Source organism: Streptomyces sp. NPDC001070 (assembly GCF_053598835.1).
In genome coordinates this window covers 36,230-50,571 of sequence record NZ_JBSFLB010000045.1, presented here as the reverse complement: position 1 = coordinate 50,571, position 14,342 = coordinate 36,230, and the positions used below count along the sequence as shown (strand labels likewise).

Annotated in this window: 17 protein-coding genes; 7 read left to right on the top strand and 10 right to left on the bottom strand. The window is 72.5% G+C overall.

The genetic code is table 11. The features are described 5' to 3' along the window. Positions 1 to 286 precede the first annotated feature (286 nt). Entirely contained in the window at positions 287 to 643 is a 357-nt protein-coding gene (locus ACWDAS_RS37065) for a DUF805 domain-containing protein (RefSeq protein WP_450399742.1), read from the bottom strand. A gap of 279 nt (positions 644 to 922) precedes the next feature. On the opposite strand from ACWDAS_RS37065, the gene ACWDAS_RS37060 reads away from it, so the two are divergent. Beyond that, on the top strand, positions 923 to 1,318 hold the full coding sequence (locus ACWDAS_RS37060) for a DUF2267 domain-containing protein (protein WP_450399741.1): 396 nt from the start codon (positions 923 to 925) through the stop codon (positions 1,316 to 1,318). A gap of 199 nt (positions 1,319 to 1,517) precedes the next feature. Here the strand turns inward: ACWDAS_RS37060 and ACWDAS_RS37055 are convergent, their stop codons facing one another. From ACWDAS_RS37055 to ACWDAS_RS37035, 5 genes are all read right to left on the bottom strand, one after another. After that, complete coding sequence (locus ACWDAS_RS37055) at positions 1,518 to 2,021, bottom strand: DUF6461 domain-containing protein (protein WP_450399738.1); 504 nt, start codon at positions 2,019 to 2,021, stop codon at positions 1,518 to 1,520. 102 nt (positions 2,022 to 2,123) lie between these two features. Continuing rightward, complete coding sequence (locus tag ACWDAS_RS37050) at positions 2,124 to 2,819, bottom strand: DedA family protein (protein ID WP_450399737.1); 696 nt, start codon at positions 2,817 to 2,819, stop codon at positions 2,124 to 2,126. Between the two features lie 5 nt (positions 2,820 to 2,824). Beyond that, positions 2,825 to 3,454: a hypothetical protein gene (locus ACWDAS_RS37045; RefSeq protein ID WP_450399735.1), complete on the bottom strand. Its 630-nt coding sequence runs from the start codon at positions 3,452 to 3,454 to the stop codon at positions 2,825 to 2,827. A gap of 204 nt (positions 3,455 to 3,658) precedes the next feature. After that, the gene (locus tag ACWDAS_RS37040; protein WP_450399733.1) at positions 3,659 to 4,360 is read right to left on the bottom strand and encodes a TetR/AcrR family transcriptional regulator; all 702 of its coding nucleotides are present in this window, start codon (positions 4,358 to 4,360) and stop codon (positions 3,659 to 3,661) included. A 59-nt stretch (positions 4,361 to 4,419) separates the two neighbouring features. Continuing rightward, complete coding sequence (locus ACWDAS_RS37035; protein ID WP_450399731.1) at positions 4,420 to 4,851, bottom strand: hypothetical protein; 432 nt, start codon at positions 4,849 to 4,851, stop codon at positions 4,420 to 4,422. A gap of 786 nt (positions 4,852 to 5,637) precedes the next feature. Between ACWDAS_RS37035 and ACWDAS_RS37030 the strand changes: the two genes are divergently transcribed. Together ACWDAS_RS37030 and ACWDAS_RS37025 are read left to right on the top strand one after the other, a co-directional pair. Further along, positions 5,638 to 6,495: a phosphatase PAP2 family protein gene (locus tag ACWDAS_RS37030; protein WP_450399729.1), complete on the top strand. Its 858-nt coding sequence runs from the start codon at positions 5,638 to 5,640 to the stop codon at positions 6,493 to 6,495. Between the two features lie 5 nt (positions 6,496 to 6,500). Continuing rightward, positions 6,501 to 7,268, top strand: a complete 768-nt coding sequence (locus ACWDAS_RS37025) for a DedA family protein (RefSeq protein ID WP_450399725.1) — start codon at positions 6,501 to 6,503, stop codon at positions 7,266 to 7,268. A 183-nt stretch (positions 7,269 to 7,451) separates the two neighbouring features. Here the strand turns inward: ACWDAS_RS37025 and ACWDAS_RS37020 are convergent, their stop codons facing one another. Both ACWDAS_RS37020 and ACWDAS_RS37015 read right to left on the bottom strand, forming a co-directional pair. Then, positions 7,452 to 8,177: a CE1759 family FMN reductase gene (locus ACWDAS_RS37020; RefSeq protein WP_450399723.1), complete on the bottom strand. Its 726-nt coding sequence runs from the start codon at positions 8,175 to 8,177 to the stop codon at positions 7,452 to 7,454. 3 nt (positions 8,178 to 8,180) lie between these two features. Continuing rightward, the gene (locus tag ACWDAS_RS37015; protein WP_450399721.1) at positions 8,181 to 9,368 is read right to left on the bottom strand and encodes a CE1758 family FMN-dependent luciferase-like monooxygenase; all 1,188 of its coding nucleotides are present in this window, start codon (positions 9,366 to 9,368) and stop codon (positions 8,181 to 8,183) included. Between the two features lie 273 nt (positions 9,369 to 9,641). Here ACWDAS_RS37015 and ACWDAS_RS37010 point away from each other — a divergent pair, with 273 nt between their 5' ends. Together ACWDAS_RS37010 and ACWDAS_RS37005 are read left to right on the top strand one after the other, a co-directional pair. Next, entirely contained in the window at positions 9,642 to 9,767 is a 126-nt protein-coding gene (locus ACWDAS_RS37010) for a hypothetical protein (RefSeq protein ID WP_450399719.1), read from the top strand. A 61-nt stretch (positions 9,768 to 9,828) separates the two neighbouring features. Beyond that, the gene (locus tag ACWDAS_RS37005; RefSeq protein ID WP_450399717.1) at positions 9,829 to 10,215 is read left to right on the top strand and encodes a hypothetical protein; all 387 of its coding nucleotides are present in this window, start codon (positions 9,829 to 9,831) and stop codon (positions 10,213 to 10,215) included. Positions 10,216 to 10,243: 28 nt separating this feature from the next. Here the strand turns inward: ACWDAS_RS37005 and ACWDAS_RS37000 are convergent, their stop codons facing one another. Next, the gene (locus ACWDAS_RS37000) at positions 10,244 to 11,308 is read right to left on the bottom strand and encodes a lipoate--protein ligase family protein (RefSeq protein WP_450399715.1); all 1,065 of its coding nucleotides are present in this window, start codon (positions 11,306 to 11,308) and stop codon (positions 10,244 to 10,246) included. A gap of 215 nt (positions 11,309 to 11,523) precedes the next feature. Between ACWDAS_RS37000 and ACWDAS_RS36995 the strand changes: the two genes are divergently transcribed. Further along, the gene (locus tag ACWDAS_RS36995; protein WP_450399712.1) at positions 11,524 to 12,432 is read left to right on the top strand and encodes a helix-turn-helix domain-containing protein; all 909 of its coding nucleotides are present in this window, start codon (positions 11,524 to 11,526) and stop codon (positions 12,430 to 12,432) included. A 73-nt stretch (positions 12,433 to 12,505) separates the two neighbouring features. Next, the gene (locus ACWDAS_RS36990; protein ID WP_450399709.1) at positions 12,506 to 13,336 is read left to right on the top strand and encodes an SAM-dependent methyltransferase; all 831 of its coding nucleotides are present in this window, start codon (positions 12,506 to 12,508) and stop codon (positions 13,334 to 13,336) included. A gap of 282 nt (positions 13,337 to 13,618) precedes the next feature. Here the strand turns inward: ACWDAS_RS36990 and ACWDAS_RS36985 are convergent, their stop codons facing one another. After that, positions 13,619 to 13,885, bottom strand: coding sequence for a hypothetical protein (locus ACWDAS_RS36985; protein WP_450399708.1), 267 nt, complete (start codon positions 13,883 to 13,885; stop codon positions 13,619 to 13,621). Positions 13,886 to 14,342: the final 457 nt, after the last annotated feature.

Sequence of the window (14,342 nt, the reverse complement as noted above, 5' to 3'; positions counted from 1 at the left end):
TACTCCGCCTCCACCCCCGGCCCCGGCAACGGGCCGGCCACCGCCAGCATCGGCGACCACCCGGGCAGGTCGGTCCGAGGCACAGAATCCGCCGAAAAGCGCGTACTCATATACACCAGCATCCCCCCACACCCACCAAGCGGCGAATCAAACACCCGACCCCGCCCCGCCCCGGCCGCCCGCCCGGGGCAGGTGCGGCGTTCCCGACCGCGAGCGGCCGCACGGCCGATGACGGGGCCCGCCCCCGGCGATCCGCGGGGGCGGGCCCGGTACCACTCCCCCGAGGTCAGGCGGGCGCGCCGGTGAGCTTCGGGTTCGCCCCGTACTCGTTGTCGACGGCCTGGCCCTCGGTGCAGAAGAAGACCAGCAGGACGATCGCGCCGATGAGGGGGACGAGTCCGATCAGCAGCCACCAGCCGGAGCGCCCGGTGTCATGCAGGCGGCGTACCGCCACACCGAGCGCGGGCAGGAGCACCGCGAGCGCGTAGAGCGACTGGAGGAGGTTGAAGTCGATCGCGCGTCCGACGAGGAGCAGGACGGCGCTGATCACCACGTTGAAGAGTGTGAACATCCAGTATTCGGTGCGGCGCGCACGCCCCCCGAACACGGCGTACTTCTTGAGCACGTCCACATACCAGTGCATGAGGTACCCCCCAAGGCCATGGCCGGAAGCCCGTCCGAAACGGCCGGACAGGCGGAATGTACGATTTTGTAGTGAACAGGTCAAGACAAGTCGCAGTAAAGGCCTTGATTCGCGGCACATGAGCGACGACGCACCGCCCCGATGGCCGTGCCGCCGCCATACACCGCGACATTCGGGGTAGACGGGGGCCGATCGGCCGGACCATCCGGCCGGCACACAGACCACCGCGGAGGTCCCCCGATGTCCCCCCAGCCCCAACCAGGTCGGCCCACGGCGTCCATGACGTTCGACCACATGCTGGAGCGGGTGCGGTACGACGGCGTCCACCCCACCCGGGAGCGGGCCGAGGAAGCCGTGCGCGCGGTGCTCGCCGCCCTCGGGCGCCGGCTGATCGGCGACGAACGCGTCGCTCTGGCCGCGTGCCTGCCCGTCGAGGCGGCCCTCGTCTTCACCGCCGAGATCCCGGACATCCGGCCGCTCACCGGCTGCGCCTTCATCGAGGACCTGGCCGCCCGCACCGGCGGCACCTCCGCCACGGCGCGCTGGGACGCCTGCACCGTCCTCGCCGTGGTCGCCCGGCTGGCCGGCGCCGACCTGGTCACGCGCATCCTCTGTCAACTGCCGGGCGGCTACGCGCCGTTGTTCGGCCGCGCCGAACTCGTCACGGCCGCCTGACGGCCGGGGCCGGCCGGTCACGCACCGCGGGCCGTACCCGTCCGCGGTGCGGCTGCAGATCCCGCATCCACACGCTGGTCTCGGCACAGACGCCCTCGTCCCGCTCGCGGTCGATGTCCACGAGGCCGAGTGCTCCCGGAACCACGTAACCGCCGCTCCGCCGGAAGGATGCCCGGCGGGTCCGTGAAGCGGGACCGGATCAGCCTGCCAGGGGACGCAGCGCACCGCTCCACCGCTCGTCGTCCGCGTCCCCGGGCGACTCCGCCAGGCGGACGCCGAAGGCCTCCTCCGCCCGCGCCAGGACACCGTACAGCGGAGCGACCTGGCCGGGGGCGAGACCCAGTGGTCTCACGAACTCGTCGAGCCTCGCCGGGCCCTGCCCGGTCGGCTCGATCGCCTGGAGCGTGTCGAAGTCGACGACGACCTCACCGCGGACGGCGTACTTGAACCAGTGCATCGGCTTCTCGTTGCAGTGCAGCACGAGGGCCTCGGTACCCGCGGAGACGGCCGCCAGGATCCGCTCGTCCAGTCCGTGCATGCCGCCGTGCCCCCACGCCCACGTCCAGGAGCCGTCGGGGCTCCGGTGCCAGGGCGGCAGTCCACGGCACCGGAGCCCCGCCGCTGCCGAGTCCGACCGATTGCGCCGGCTTCGCAGGTCGTGAAGAGCGCTTGCCGGCAGAGCCCTCAACAAGCCGAAGGGCACCGTCGCCGGGGGCGCCGCCCGGGATCGGCCTCAACCGGACCAGCTTGCACCGCTACGTCACCTCGATGGTCCTCGCCGAAGTCCTCGAACCCGCACAGGCCCTCACTTCTCCCGTGCGGAGGTGTACGCGCCCGTCGGGTCCTGGCCGGGGATCGGCCGGGCCCCGCCCGAGGCCACAACCCGGGACGCGGCGCGCGTGGTCCCGCGGCGGCGGTGGGCGAGGAGCCGGGTGACGGCGAGTGCCGCCACGACAGCGGCGACGAGCGCCGGAACCGCGATCAGGCCGGCCTTGTGCAGCAGCTCGGTGGCGGCGGCGCCGGCGAAGTAGCCGAGGAGCACGTTGCCGACGCCCCAGACCAGCGACGCGGCGCTGCTGTAGAGGAGGAAGCGGCGGTACGGCATGGCGGACGCCCCCGCGACGAACGGCAGGAAGGTGCGCACGAATCCGATGAACCGGCCGGTGAACACCGCCGCCCCGCCATGGTGCACCAGGAAGCCCTGGGCCCGTCCGATCCGGCTGTCGGGCCGGATCCGGTGCAGCCAGGTGCCCGGGTGCCGCTCGCAGTGCCGGCCGAGCGCGTAGCCGAGGCTGTCGCCGACCATGCCGCCGGTGACGACGGAGGCGGCGAGGATCAGGGGATGCAGATCCCCTCGGCCCGCGATCGCGGCCGCCAGGAGGATGATCGTCTCGCCGGGCAGCAGCAGGCCGACGAACGCGCTGGTCTCGCCTGCCGTCACGGCGAACACGACGACGTACGACCACCATCCGGCCGCCTCTATCAGGCCGTCGAAATGCATGGCCGTCAGCCCGCCTGCCGCAGCGGTGCGGCATCGGGCGCGGCCCATGGCTCCGGCGTCTCGGCGCGGGACCGGGAGGAGAGGGCGGCCGCGCGGCGGCGTGCCCGTGCCCAGGACGGGAAGTGCCCGGCGGTGAACCAGGCCAGGAGCGGCACCCCGGCACCCAGCACGGCGCCGGCCACGTGGTGGTCCGCGCCGGCCACAGCCGCCGCGACGGAGGCCGCGGCGATCGCCGCCACGGCGATCCGGGTCCGGACGGCCGGGGCCGCGGCGATGACGGCCAAGGTCATCAGCAGGTACCAGCTCGCGCGGACACCGGGCAGCGCGAAGTAGTCCGCCAGGTAGTCGCGGGCGAGGGACACCTCGCGCACCGGCACGCTCCGCATCGAGGCGGAGACGGCAAGACCGGCCGCACTGGACAGCAGCAGCGCGATGGCGACCCGTACATAGACCGCCGGGTGGCGGTGGGCCAGCCAGAGCAAGGTCACCGCCATCAAGGGCCAGGGGGCCACGGTGTGAATCCGGTCCAGTACGTGCGCCGTCCCGTGCCCCAGGGCCGTCCAGCCGTCGGTCACGGCCGCCGCCGCGCTCTGCGACGGATGTGCGCCGTCCCTCACGAATACGGGTGGGTTCACGGCGGCCTCCTGATCAGCCGGATACGCGTCGCTGCGGCGGACGCGTCGACATCCTGTTCCGATCAAGAAAACGGACTTTACTCTCCACTTATTTCCGTCGTGACGCAGGTAACAGGGAAAGACCAGGTCGCGGCGGCGGACCGGCAGGATCGCACGACGACCGCGGGCCCCGCACCGAGCGGGGGCGGCGGCCCGGCGCGACCGTCAGCAGGTGCCCCGGCCGTCGCGCGCGGGGACCCTCAGGCCCTTCGCCTCCGCGCGCCCGAGCAGGGCCCGTTGGGTCTGCAGCGGCGTCGGCGCGGCGGGCAACGGGCCTGAGTGAGCCGGCCGGCAGGCCTCCAGCAGGAACGCGAGCAGGCGCCGCCACGCGTGCGGGGCGGCGTCGCGGGTCACCTCGATGACCCCCGCGTTGGCCATCAGGAACAGGAGAACGTCCTCCGGAACGAAGTCCTCGCGCAGGGCTCCGGCCTCCTGCGCCCGGCGTACGAGCTCGGACACGGCGCGGCTCTGGCGCTCGCACGACCTCGCCGCCGTCTGCGAGGTGGGCAGCCTCAGGACGAGGAGGTCGCCGAGGCCCCGGTCGGCCGCCATGGCGGCGCACAGCCGCTCGACGAACGTGGTGAACCCCAGCCACGGGTCCTCGCAGACCAGGGCCTCCTCGGCGATGGCTCCCACCTGCGTCAGCTCCTGGGCGAAGGCGGCCTCGACCAGTTCCTCGCGCGAGGGGAACCGCCGGTACAGCGTGCCGGCCCCCACACCGGCACGTTCCGCGACCTCGTCCAGGGGCGCGTCCAGACCCCGTTCCTCGAAGATCTGACGCGCGGCCTCGACGATCCGCTGCCGGTTGCGCAGCGCATCCGCGCGCAGTCCCCGCTCGGCGGTCCGGGGGCTCTCGGTCGCTGCCATGCGCCCAGCCTACCAACCGGAGAGTCTTCTCCGCTTGACGAGAGGGCGCTGCCGGTCCGTCATCTGCCCTGACCGGTCCGCAGGCCGTCGAGCAGGAGGGCGGCCGGGCGCCGGCCGAGGTCGCGCCGGCCGGTTCTCGCGGAGACGAGACCGATGCCGCCGAGGCCCATGAGGACGTCGACCGGATCGGCGTCCGCACGGATGACGGCGTCCTCCGCGCCGGCGGTCAGGAGCGTCGTCGTGGCGTCCACGAGCAGATGGCGGCTGGGCAGGCAGGGGCCGTCCGTGACCGGCAGAACGCGGGGCAGCACGTCGGCCGTCGCGCGCCCGGTGGTCATGGCGCCGAGGAAGAGGTCCGCCTCCGGCGACTGGACGCGCCGGAGGCGGGCCAGGACGCCACCCCCGAGCCCGTTGGACCCGGAGCTGCCGAACACCGCCTTCACCCCGTGATGGCGCAGAACCCGGTAGAAGGCATCACTGACGGTGACCACGCTGGCCCCTTACGCAAGGTGACGCAGCCTGTGCCACGACCGCAGAGTCGCCGCACAGAATCGCCACACAGAAACGGCAGATCGACACAACAGCAGGATTTCGGGCGCGGGGTCGAGACCGACGGACTCCCGTCCACGCTGCCCCGGCCGATATCACCGAAACCCTCCGGCCCGCTCGCGACGGAAACCGGATCCTCGCCGAGCGGGCTGCGACTTCCCGAATTCCCCACCGCCGGGAAAGACCCTCACCCATATCCGCCTTCCCGTAAGGGAATTCGCGGCAATGGCACGCCGGAGCGACCGCTGCCGCATCACGAACGGAGCGCGGCGGACCCCCGGAACGGGATGCTTGCGTCGTCAACTACACAGTCGAACCCCACCCCTGTCAACCCGGCTCCCTGGTCCGCGCCACCAGCGCAGCGGCGGCTCACCGCATCGGACGCCCTTTCAACTCGCCGAGCCCGCAAGCAGAGAACTCGCCCTCCCGCGGTGGCGCACTTCACCGAGTGCGGCTGCCGGAAAGCGGCCCGGCTCCCTGTGACCTTCCACACCCCACCCCTTCGGAATACGTGAAACCAGGCCTCCAGTTGTTGCGATTCGTTCGATCACAACGCAACCGGAGGCAGGAATGAATGGCCCACTTCCCTCATCGGACGGCAGTGGCAGGGACGCGGACGGCGCCCCTGCTGTCGTACCGCTGTGGCAGGCACCACTGGCGGGGCGCGGCGCCCGCGCCGAGGCGCGCCCGGACACCAAGAGTGACCGGCGGGGCTTCCTGGCCCCGCGATGAGCGTCATCACGCCGTACGCCCACCGCGCCCGCCACCTCGCGCACGACGCCGTGTCCTGCCGCGCAGGGCATGTCGCGCGGCCGGCCCCCGTCGCGGCGTCGCGCATCGTCCCGCGGAGTGCCGTCGTCGTGGCGGCCGTCACCGGCTACTTCGGCGTCCGCGGACTGACCGACAGTTCCGAGGCCACGGCACTGCACAACGCGGCACTGGTCCAGGCGGTCGAGCGGGGCCTGCACCTGGACTGGGAATCCCCGTTGCAGAGCCTGGTGGTCGACGACCACGCCGTCACGCGGCTGCTCAACTGGATCTACATCTTCGGCCACTGGCCGGTCATCGCGCTCACCCTGATCTGGCTGCTGTCCCGGCACCCGCAGGTGTACGCGAGGGCGGCCGGCGCGATGCTCATCTCGGGGGCGGCCGGTCTCCTCGTGTTCGCCGCGTTCCCTGTGGCACCGCCCCGGCTGGCGGCGGCGGGCATGACGGACACGGTCACCCAGCAGTCCCACGCCTACCGGGTGCTCCAGCCCCCCGCCTTCACCAACCAGTACGCGGCGATGCCGAGTCTTCACGTCGGCTGGAACCTGCTCATGACGCTGGCGGCCCTCGCCGCCACCCGGAAGGTCTGGCTCCGCGTCCTCGCCGTCGTCCTCACCGTGTCCATGGACGCCACCGTCGTCCTGACCGCCAACCACTATGTGCTGGACGCCTTCGCGGGCGCGATCCTGGCGCACCTCGGCTGGTACGCGGCCGGGCGCCTGCACAGCAGGACCCGGCGCGGGCACCGGAGCACACCGACGGGCCCGGGTCAGTCGGCATCGCCCCCGCTCGTCGCACTGCCCGGGCACACGGGCTGACCGCGGTGGATCCGCACCACCTCATCGAGACCGCGGGCGCGTGGGCGTACGTCGTGGTCTTCGCCGTCGTCGCCGGGGAGACCGGCGCCCTCGTGGGCCTGCTCCTGCCCGGCGAGACGCTCGTCCTGCTCGCCGCGGCCCTGGCCGCGCGCGGCGATCTCGACCCCGTCCCGCTGTCCCTCGCCGTGATCGGCGGCGGCGTCGTCGGCGACAGCCTCGGCTACGCCCTGGGGCACTGGTACGGGCACCGTCCGGACGCGGGACGGCTGCGCCGCCGCTTCCGCGCGGGGGGCCGGGTCGACCGCGCTCGCGACTTCCTGCGGCGCCGGGGCGGGACGGCGGTGTTCACGGGCCGCTTCGTCGGTTTCGTACGGTCGCTGTTGCCGTTCGCCGCCGGGGCCGCGGGCATGCCGTACCGCCGCTTCCTCCTCAACAGCGCCGCGGCCTCCGTCGTGTGGGGCACGGGCAACGTCGTCGCCGGGTACGTCCTCGGCTCGTCCGCGGAGCGGATTCTGCGTACGGCCGGGGTCGCCGGTGCGGCCGCCGCGGCCGTGGCAGCTTTCGTCGTGGTGTGGATGGGCCACCGCCGCGCCCGGCTCCGGCGCCCGGCCCGCGCTGCCGCACCCCGTACGGGCGGCGCGCGGGTCGTGTCGCGCCGCCCCGTCCGGCGGCCCTCACCGCGGGTTCCGGACGCGTCGGGGCGGCGGCACTCCGGGAGCAGAAGGCGGCCCGCAAGGAGCCGCAACCCCCGGGGGCCGGAAGTGCGGCGTTAAGTCGTCGCCCGCAGCAACCCGCCCCCTGTCCAGGGCGTTCGACCCCGCGCCGGCGGCCCGGATCCGGCCGCGCGCACCCGGTGACGCCGGCTCCGTGGGCTCGGTGCGGCGAGCCGCCCGCCCACGGTGCTTGGGCGGGCGGCGGGTTGTCCGGGGAGCGGCGGCCGCCCCGCGACCACCGGGTCAGGAACCGGACGCGTCGCTCTCCCTCACGGGTGCGCCACCGGCGGCGAGACGCATCAGCGGCGTGTCGAAGTCGACGTCGTCGACGGTCTGTTCGGCTCGCGTCGCGTGGCCGCCGAAGCGGTGCTGGTACCCGGACCAGGCGCGCTCGGCGATCGCGTCGCCGACCCCGCTGGCCATCAGGGCCGCGAGCTCGGTCGTCGCGCGGTCGATGCGCTCGCCCAGCGCCGGCGTGCCCCAGTCGTCGGGTGCGGCGAAGATCGACGTCGGAACGGTCAAGGCGCGCAGGTAGGCGAACATCGGGCGGATCTGGTCCTCGACGACCAGCGCGTGGCGGGGGCTGCCGGCCGTCGCGGCCGGCAGGACCGGTTTCGCGACGACGAGGTCGCTGTCGAGGACGTCGAAGAAGGACTTGAACAGGCCGCTCACACCGGCGGTGTAGACCGGGGTGCTGGTGATCATGCCGTCCGCGGCGGCGAGTTCGCGGATGGCCGCCTCAAGGCGCTCGCCGGGGTACCCGGAGACGATCGCACGCGCGATGTCGACGGCGAGCGGGCCGAGTTCGACGGCGTGCGTGGTCACGGTCCGGCCCTGTTCGCGAAGCGCGGTGACGGCCTTGTGGGCGATGCGGTCGGCCAGCAGCCGGGACGAGGAGGGGTCGCTCACCCCCGCGTTGACGACGACGAGTTTGAGCGGGCGGTCCGCGGGGCGTGTGGTGTCGGTCATGGTTCAGCCGATCAGCGGGCGGCGGGCCGCGACGGCGGTGTCGCTGTCCTGGTAGGGCGAGGTGCCGGTGACGTTGTCGCCGCGGTTGGGGTTCGGGCGCGGCTGGCGGGGCTGCGCGTCGCCGTACTTCGCCTTGACCAGGCTCGCGTGGGTGGGGGTCTCCGGGACGCCGGGCCGGCGCAGTGCGGCCATCTCCTTGCGGAGCACGGGGACGACCTCGGTGCCGAGGAGCTCGATCTGCTCCAGCGCGGCTTCGACGGGGAGGCCGATGCCGTCGACGTTCCACAGCTGGCGCTGGTAGTCGCCGAAGCGCTCCCGGAAGGTCATGGTCTTGTCGATGACCTCCTGCGGGCTGCCGACCGACAGCGGCGTGGTGGCCATGTAGTCCTCGAGCGAGTTGCCGGCGAACAGGGGGAAGCCCTCGAAGTAGGGGCGGAACGCCTTGACCGCGTCCTGCGACCGCTTGGCGATGTGAACCTGCCCGCCGAGCCCGACGATCGCCTGCTCCGGGGTTCCGTGCCCGTGGTGGGCGTAGCGCTGGCGGTAGAGGTCCACGAGTCGCTCGAAGTGCCCGTAGGGGGCGAGGACGTTGTTGGCGAAGAAGCCGTTGCCGTAGTAGGCGGCCTGCTCGGCGATCTCGGGAGTGCGGATGGAGCCGTGCCAGACGAACGGCGGGACGTCGTCGAGCAGACGCGGGGTCGAGGTGAACCCCTGCAGCGCGGAACGGAAGTTCCCCTGCCAGTCGACGACGTCCTCCCGCCAGAGCCGGTGCAGCAGGTTGTAGTTCTCCAGCGCGAGCTCCAGGCCCTTGCGGATGTCCTGGCCGAACCACGGGTAGACCGGGACGGTGTTGCCGCGTCCGAGCACCAGATCGACCCGGCCCTTGGCGAGGTGCTGAAGCATCGCGTACTCCTCGGCGATGCGCACCGGGTCGTTGGTCGTGATGAGGGTGACGGAGGTGCTGAGCGTGATCCGCTCGGTCATCGCCGCGATGTGCCCGAGGATCGCGGTCGGCGAGGAGGGGACGAACGGGGGGTTGTGGTGCTCGCCGATGGCGAAGACGTCCAGACCCACCTCCTCCGCGCGCTTGGCGGTGCGTACGATGCCGTCGATGCGCTCCGCTTCGCTGGGAGTACGGCCGCTGATCGGGTCACGGGTGACGTCCCCGACTCCGAAGATGCCGAATTCCATGGTGATCTGCCTTTCCGAAGGATGGGTCGGGGGTTCAGGAGTCCGCGCCGGCCAGCGCGCCCGGATGCCGCGGCGGGCCGGAGGCGAGCTCCGCTCGCACGTGGGGGCGGCTTCGGTGCCGAGGAGGCGGATGTTCTCCATGAGGTGCGAGTGCGGCGACATCGATGACGACGGGGAACCGCTCGTGCCCGTGCGTTGCCATGCCACACCTCCTAGTGATTGACGCGTCAATCATAAGGGTTATGATTGACGCGTCAATTAAATGAAGTGGACATGGAAACCGAAGCCACGGGTGGCGGCCGGGACGCACTGCGCACCGCGCCAGGGGGTCCCGCACGGCTGGACCCGGTCCCCGGCGTCGTCACGCCCGGCGCGGTGCGCGAACGGGCCGCGGCTTGACGCGTGCGCGGGCACACTGGCGTACGCCGCGGTCGGTGAGCGGGGGACGGTGGATGTGCTGTTGCGGCGTCAGGAAGTCGCGGTCGAGGTGGACTTCTACGGCTTCTGCCTGCAGGAGGCCCAGGACGAGTACGCCCCCGTGGCCTACCCCGACGGCCGTGCGGGCATCGGGGAACCCCTCGTGACCGCACTCCCGGGACGCCTGGACATCGAAAGCGGCGGCCACACGCAGGAGGCGGCCGACGACGCCTCGCTGTTCTCGCAGTCCCGGGAGCTCAGGATCCGGGCCGTGGCGGGCGGCCCGGTCGAGGACCGTCTCGTGCTCGGCGCGGCGGACATGGCGGGTGCGCGTGTACTGCGCCGGACGGGCCCGGTGGCCAGGCTGGCGCAGCTCGGGGTGCCAAAGGGCGTGGAGCGACATCTGGTGGAGTTCCGGCCCGCGCGCTGACGTCGCCGGGGGGAGGCGACGCCCCCGGTCAGGGCACGCGGGCGGTCCACTCCGGGGCGCCGAACTTCGTGGCGGCGAGTTCCTCGGCGCGCGCGAGCTCCTCGCCCGTGATGCGGCCGGCGGCGAGTCCGTAGCGGGCGCGGAAGGAGTCGATCATGCGGTCGATCACGGCCTCGCGCGGGAGCCCGGTCTGGCGGCGCAGCGGGTCGACGCGCTTCTGGGCGCTGCGGGTCCCCTTGTCGGACATCTTCTCCCGGCCGATCCGCAGCACCTGGAGCATCTTGTCGGCGTCGATGTCGTAGGACATCGTCACGTGGTGGAGGACCGCGCCCGCGCCGCCGTCGGGGGCGACCATGCGCTTCTGAGCGGCACCGGCGATCTTGCCGGCGTCGGTGGCGATGTCGTTCAGGGGCTGGTACCAGGCCTTGATGCCCATGTCCCCGAGGGCGTCGAGGACCCAGTCGTCGAGGTAGGCGTAGGAGTCGGCGAACGACAGGCCGGACACCAGGGAGGCCGGCACCGAGAGGGAGTACGTGATGGTGTTCCCCGGTTCCACGAACATCGCCCCGCCGCCGGAGATCCGCCGTACGACGGTCAGACCGTGGTGTGCGGCGTTCTCGGCGTCGACCTCGTTGCTCAGGGACTGGAAGCTGCCGATCACGACCGCCGGCCGGCCCCATTCCCACACCCGCAGGGTCGGCGGGCGACGCCCGGCCGCGACCTCGGCGGTGAGGACCTCGTCGAGGGCCATGTGCAGCGCCGGGGACTGCGGTGCCTCGTGGATCAGCTGCCAGTCGTAGTCGGTCCAGTCCGTGGCCTGGGCCAGCGCCCGGCGCACGGCGACGGCGATCCCCTCCGCCGTCAGGCCGTACATGACCGTCCCCTCGGGCAGGGCCGCCTCGATCCGGGCCGCGAGGCCGGCGGCGTCGGTGTCGGCGGGTGCGCCCTCCAGGGCCCGGTCGATGGCGGTGATCGCCTCGTCCGGTTCGAGGAAGAAGTCGCCTGCGACGCGAACGTCCCTGAGCACCCCGTCGCGGTCGTCGAGGTCCACGACCACGAGCTTCCCACCGGGCACCTTGTACTCACCATGCATGACGACGTCAACGCCTCGCGGCCCCCGCTTTACTCCCCCGGCCGGTGGCGACCGTCGCCATGCGCCGACGCCCGGCCGGTCCGCGACCGCGACCGCGAGGGGCGGGCCCCGGGGAGCCTCGCGGGCACGGCAACGCCGTGGAACGAATGTGCCTGTACTGGCACGCCCGGCGATGGAACACTGAATCCGCAACCAGTCGTTCAGGGGGATCCGACATGACCGCCGCTCGGCCGGGCCACGGGCCCGACACCGGCTTTCCGATCGCCGCGCAGCGTGGTGGGCCGACGGTGCTGCGCATCGTCCTCGGCACCCAGCTGCGCCGGCTGCGGGAGTCGCGGAGGATCAGCCGGGAGGCCGCGGGCGAGGCGATCCGCGCCTCCCACGCGAAGATCAGCCGCCTGGAGCTGGGCCGGGTGGGCTTCAAGGAGCGCGACGTCGCGGATCTGCTCACCCTCTACGGCGTGACCGACGTGCAGGAGCGCGCCGACCTGCTCGGGCTGGCCCGGCGGGCCAACACACCGGGCTGGTGGCATCAGTACGCCGACGTCCTGCCGAGCTGGTTCGAGACGCACATCGGCCTGGAGGAGGCCGCCCACACCATCCGCACCTACGAGGTGCAGTTCGTCCCCGGGCTGCTCCAGACCGAGGCGTACGCCCGGGCGGTCACCCGGCTCGGCCATCCCCGGGCCACCGAGCGGGAGATCAGCCGCCGCGTCGACCTGCGGATGACCCGTCAGGACCTGCTCGCCAAGCCGGGCGCACCGCAGCTGTGGGTCGTACTGGACGAGGCGTGTCTGCACCGGCCGCTCGGCGGCGCCGAGGTGATGCGGGCTCAGCTGGAGCATCTGATGAAGGCCGCCGCGCTTCCCAACGTGACGCTGCAGATCGCCCCGTTCGACATCGGCGGTCTGGCCGCGGCCGGCGGGCCCGTCACCATCCTGCGCTTCTCCGAGCCCGACCTGCCCGACATCGTCTACCTGGAGCAACTGACCAGCGCGCTCTACCTGGACAAGCAGGACGACGTGGAGCACTACCTGACCGTCATGGACCGGCTCGCGGCCGAGTCGCAGCCGCCCCGCAACACGGCCCGGATCCTGACCCGCCTCATCGACCGGATGGGCTGACCGCCCCCGATCGGGGTGAACTGCCCACGATCTTCCCTAGGATGACGCTTGCCCGGCCTCATCGCGGAGAAGGATGGCTGTCATGACGGACGACGTCTCCTGGGTCGACCAGACCAGACCAAGCATCGCACGCGTCTACGACTACCTGCTCGGCGGCAAGGACAACTACGCCGTCGACCGGGAGATCGGCGACGTGTTCAAGAAGGACCTTCCCGGCTCGGTGGCGATCGCCTTCGCCAACCGCGCGGCACTGATCCGTGCGATCCGGGAGATCGCCACCACGACCGGTGTACGCCAGTTCGTCGACCTGGGCAGCGGTCTGCCGACCGCGGACAACGTGCACCAGGTCGCCCAGCGGCACGCGCCCGGGTCCACGGTGGTGTACGTGGACAGCGACCCCATCGTGCTCGCCCACGGCCGGGCGCTGCTGGAGCAGAACGACGACACGCGGGTCATCCAGGCCGACATTCGCGAGCCCGAGGTCATCCGGAACCACCAGGACACCCTCGAGGTGATCGACTTCGACAAGCCCGTCGCCGTCATCCTCAGCGCCATCCTCCACCACGTCAACGACGACGAGGACCCGGCGTCGATCGTGGGCTACTGGCGCGACCAAGTACCGTCCGGGAGCTACTTCTTCGTCAGCCACTTCCGCTCCGGCAACAACCCGGAGACCGCGGAGTCCGAGCGGATCCTGCAGCAGACCTTCGGCCGCGGCCGGTGGCGCACCGACAAGGAGATCGAGGACCTGCTGGACGGCCTGGAGATCCTGGATCCGGGCATCGTCCCCGCGTCCCTGTGGCGCCCCGACCCGACCGACGAGGTCTCCCGGATCGGCAACGCCGAACGCGAACTCACCGTCTGGGAGCGCCTCATCGCCGCCGGGATGGCCCGCAAGCCGTAGCCCTGCGGCGCTCGCCATCCCCGTCGCCCGGGCAGGCTCCACCGGCCCGGCCCGAACGCCGGAGCCACGCAGGAGCGTGGCCGGTGGGCGCGGGCACGACGACGGGAGCGGCCTCGGGGCCGTTTGCCGGGGGCCACTCCGGGGCCCCGGGGCCGCTGTCCTCATGAGACACCCCCTGGCGCGTTCCGGCGAGCCGGACTGACCCACCCGGGCTTCACCGGGGCAACCGGGCGCGCCGGTCGAGGGTGTGACGGGTCGTCCGGGGCACGGCGGACCGTGAGATCAGCGGCTGTCACCGTGCCAGTCCCAGTGGGCGGGGTCGCCTGTGCGGGGGGCGTACTCGGAGCGGCCGCCGGGGCCGAAGCGGCCTATGTCGGTGCGCAACTCGGCGCCCGTGGCGCGTTGCGTCTCGGTCCAGCCGGTCACGTCCAGCAGCAGCCCGTCCAGGGGGCCGCCGACCAGTTCCCGGTACACGTGCCCGGGCTTCGGGCCCGGATCGGGGTCGTCGACGTCCGCACCGTAGACCCGGGGGCGTATCACCTCGTCCATGGCCTCCACGGTGTCACCCGGCACCGACAATCCCGCGGGGACGCAGCCGGCGCCGGCCGGGATGGGGGCCCGGGCCGGCGCCAGATCGGAAGCGGGTGCCGGTCGCTGCCCGCCGGCTGCTGCGTGGGGCCCGGACCGCTCAATGCGGTCCCCACGGAGCCTGGCGGTGCACTCCCGCCACCGGTCACCCGCGCTTGCTGCAACCGACAACCGGACGCGGTCATTCCCGCCGTGACCGCAATTCCTGCGGCGACCGCCGTCGCCGATCGTGCCCGCACGGTGACACAGGGCGTTTGTCTAAATGGGGCATTCCACTTATACCTTGATAAAGAGCCCATAAGGCCCACCGTCGTGCCGCCCTCCGCGGACCCCAAGGGAGCCCCGCATGACTTACGGAGCAGCCACCGCTCCCGATGCCCCGCACCCCGATCTGGCCGCGGCGCGCAACTGCCCGGCG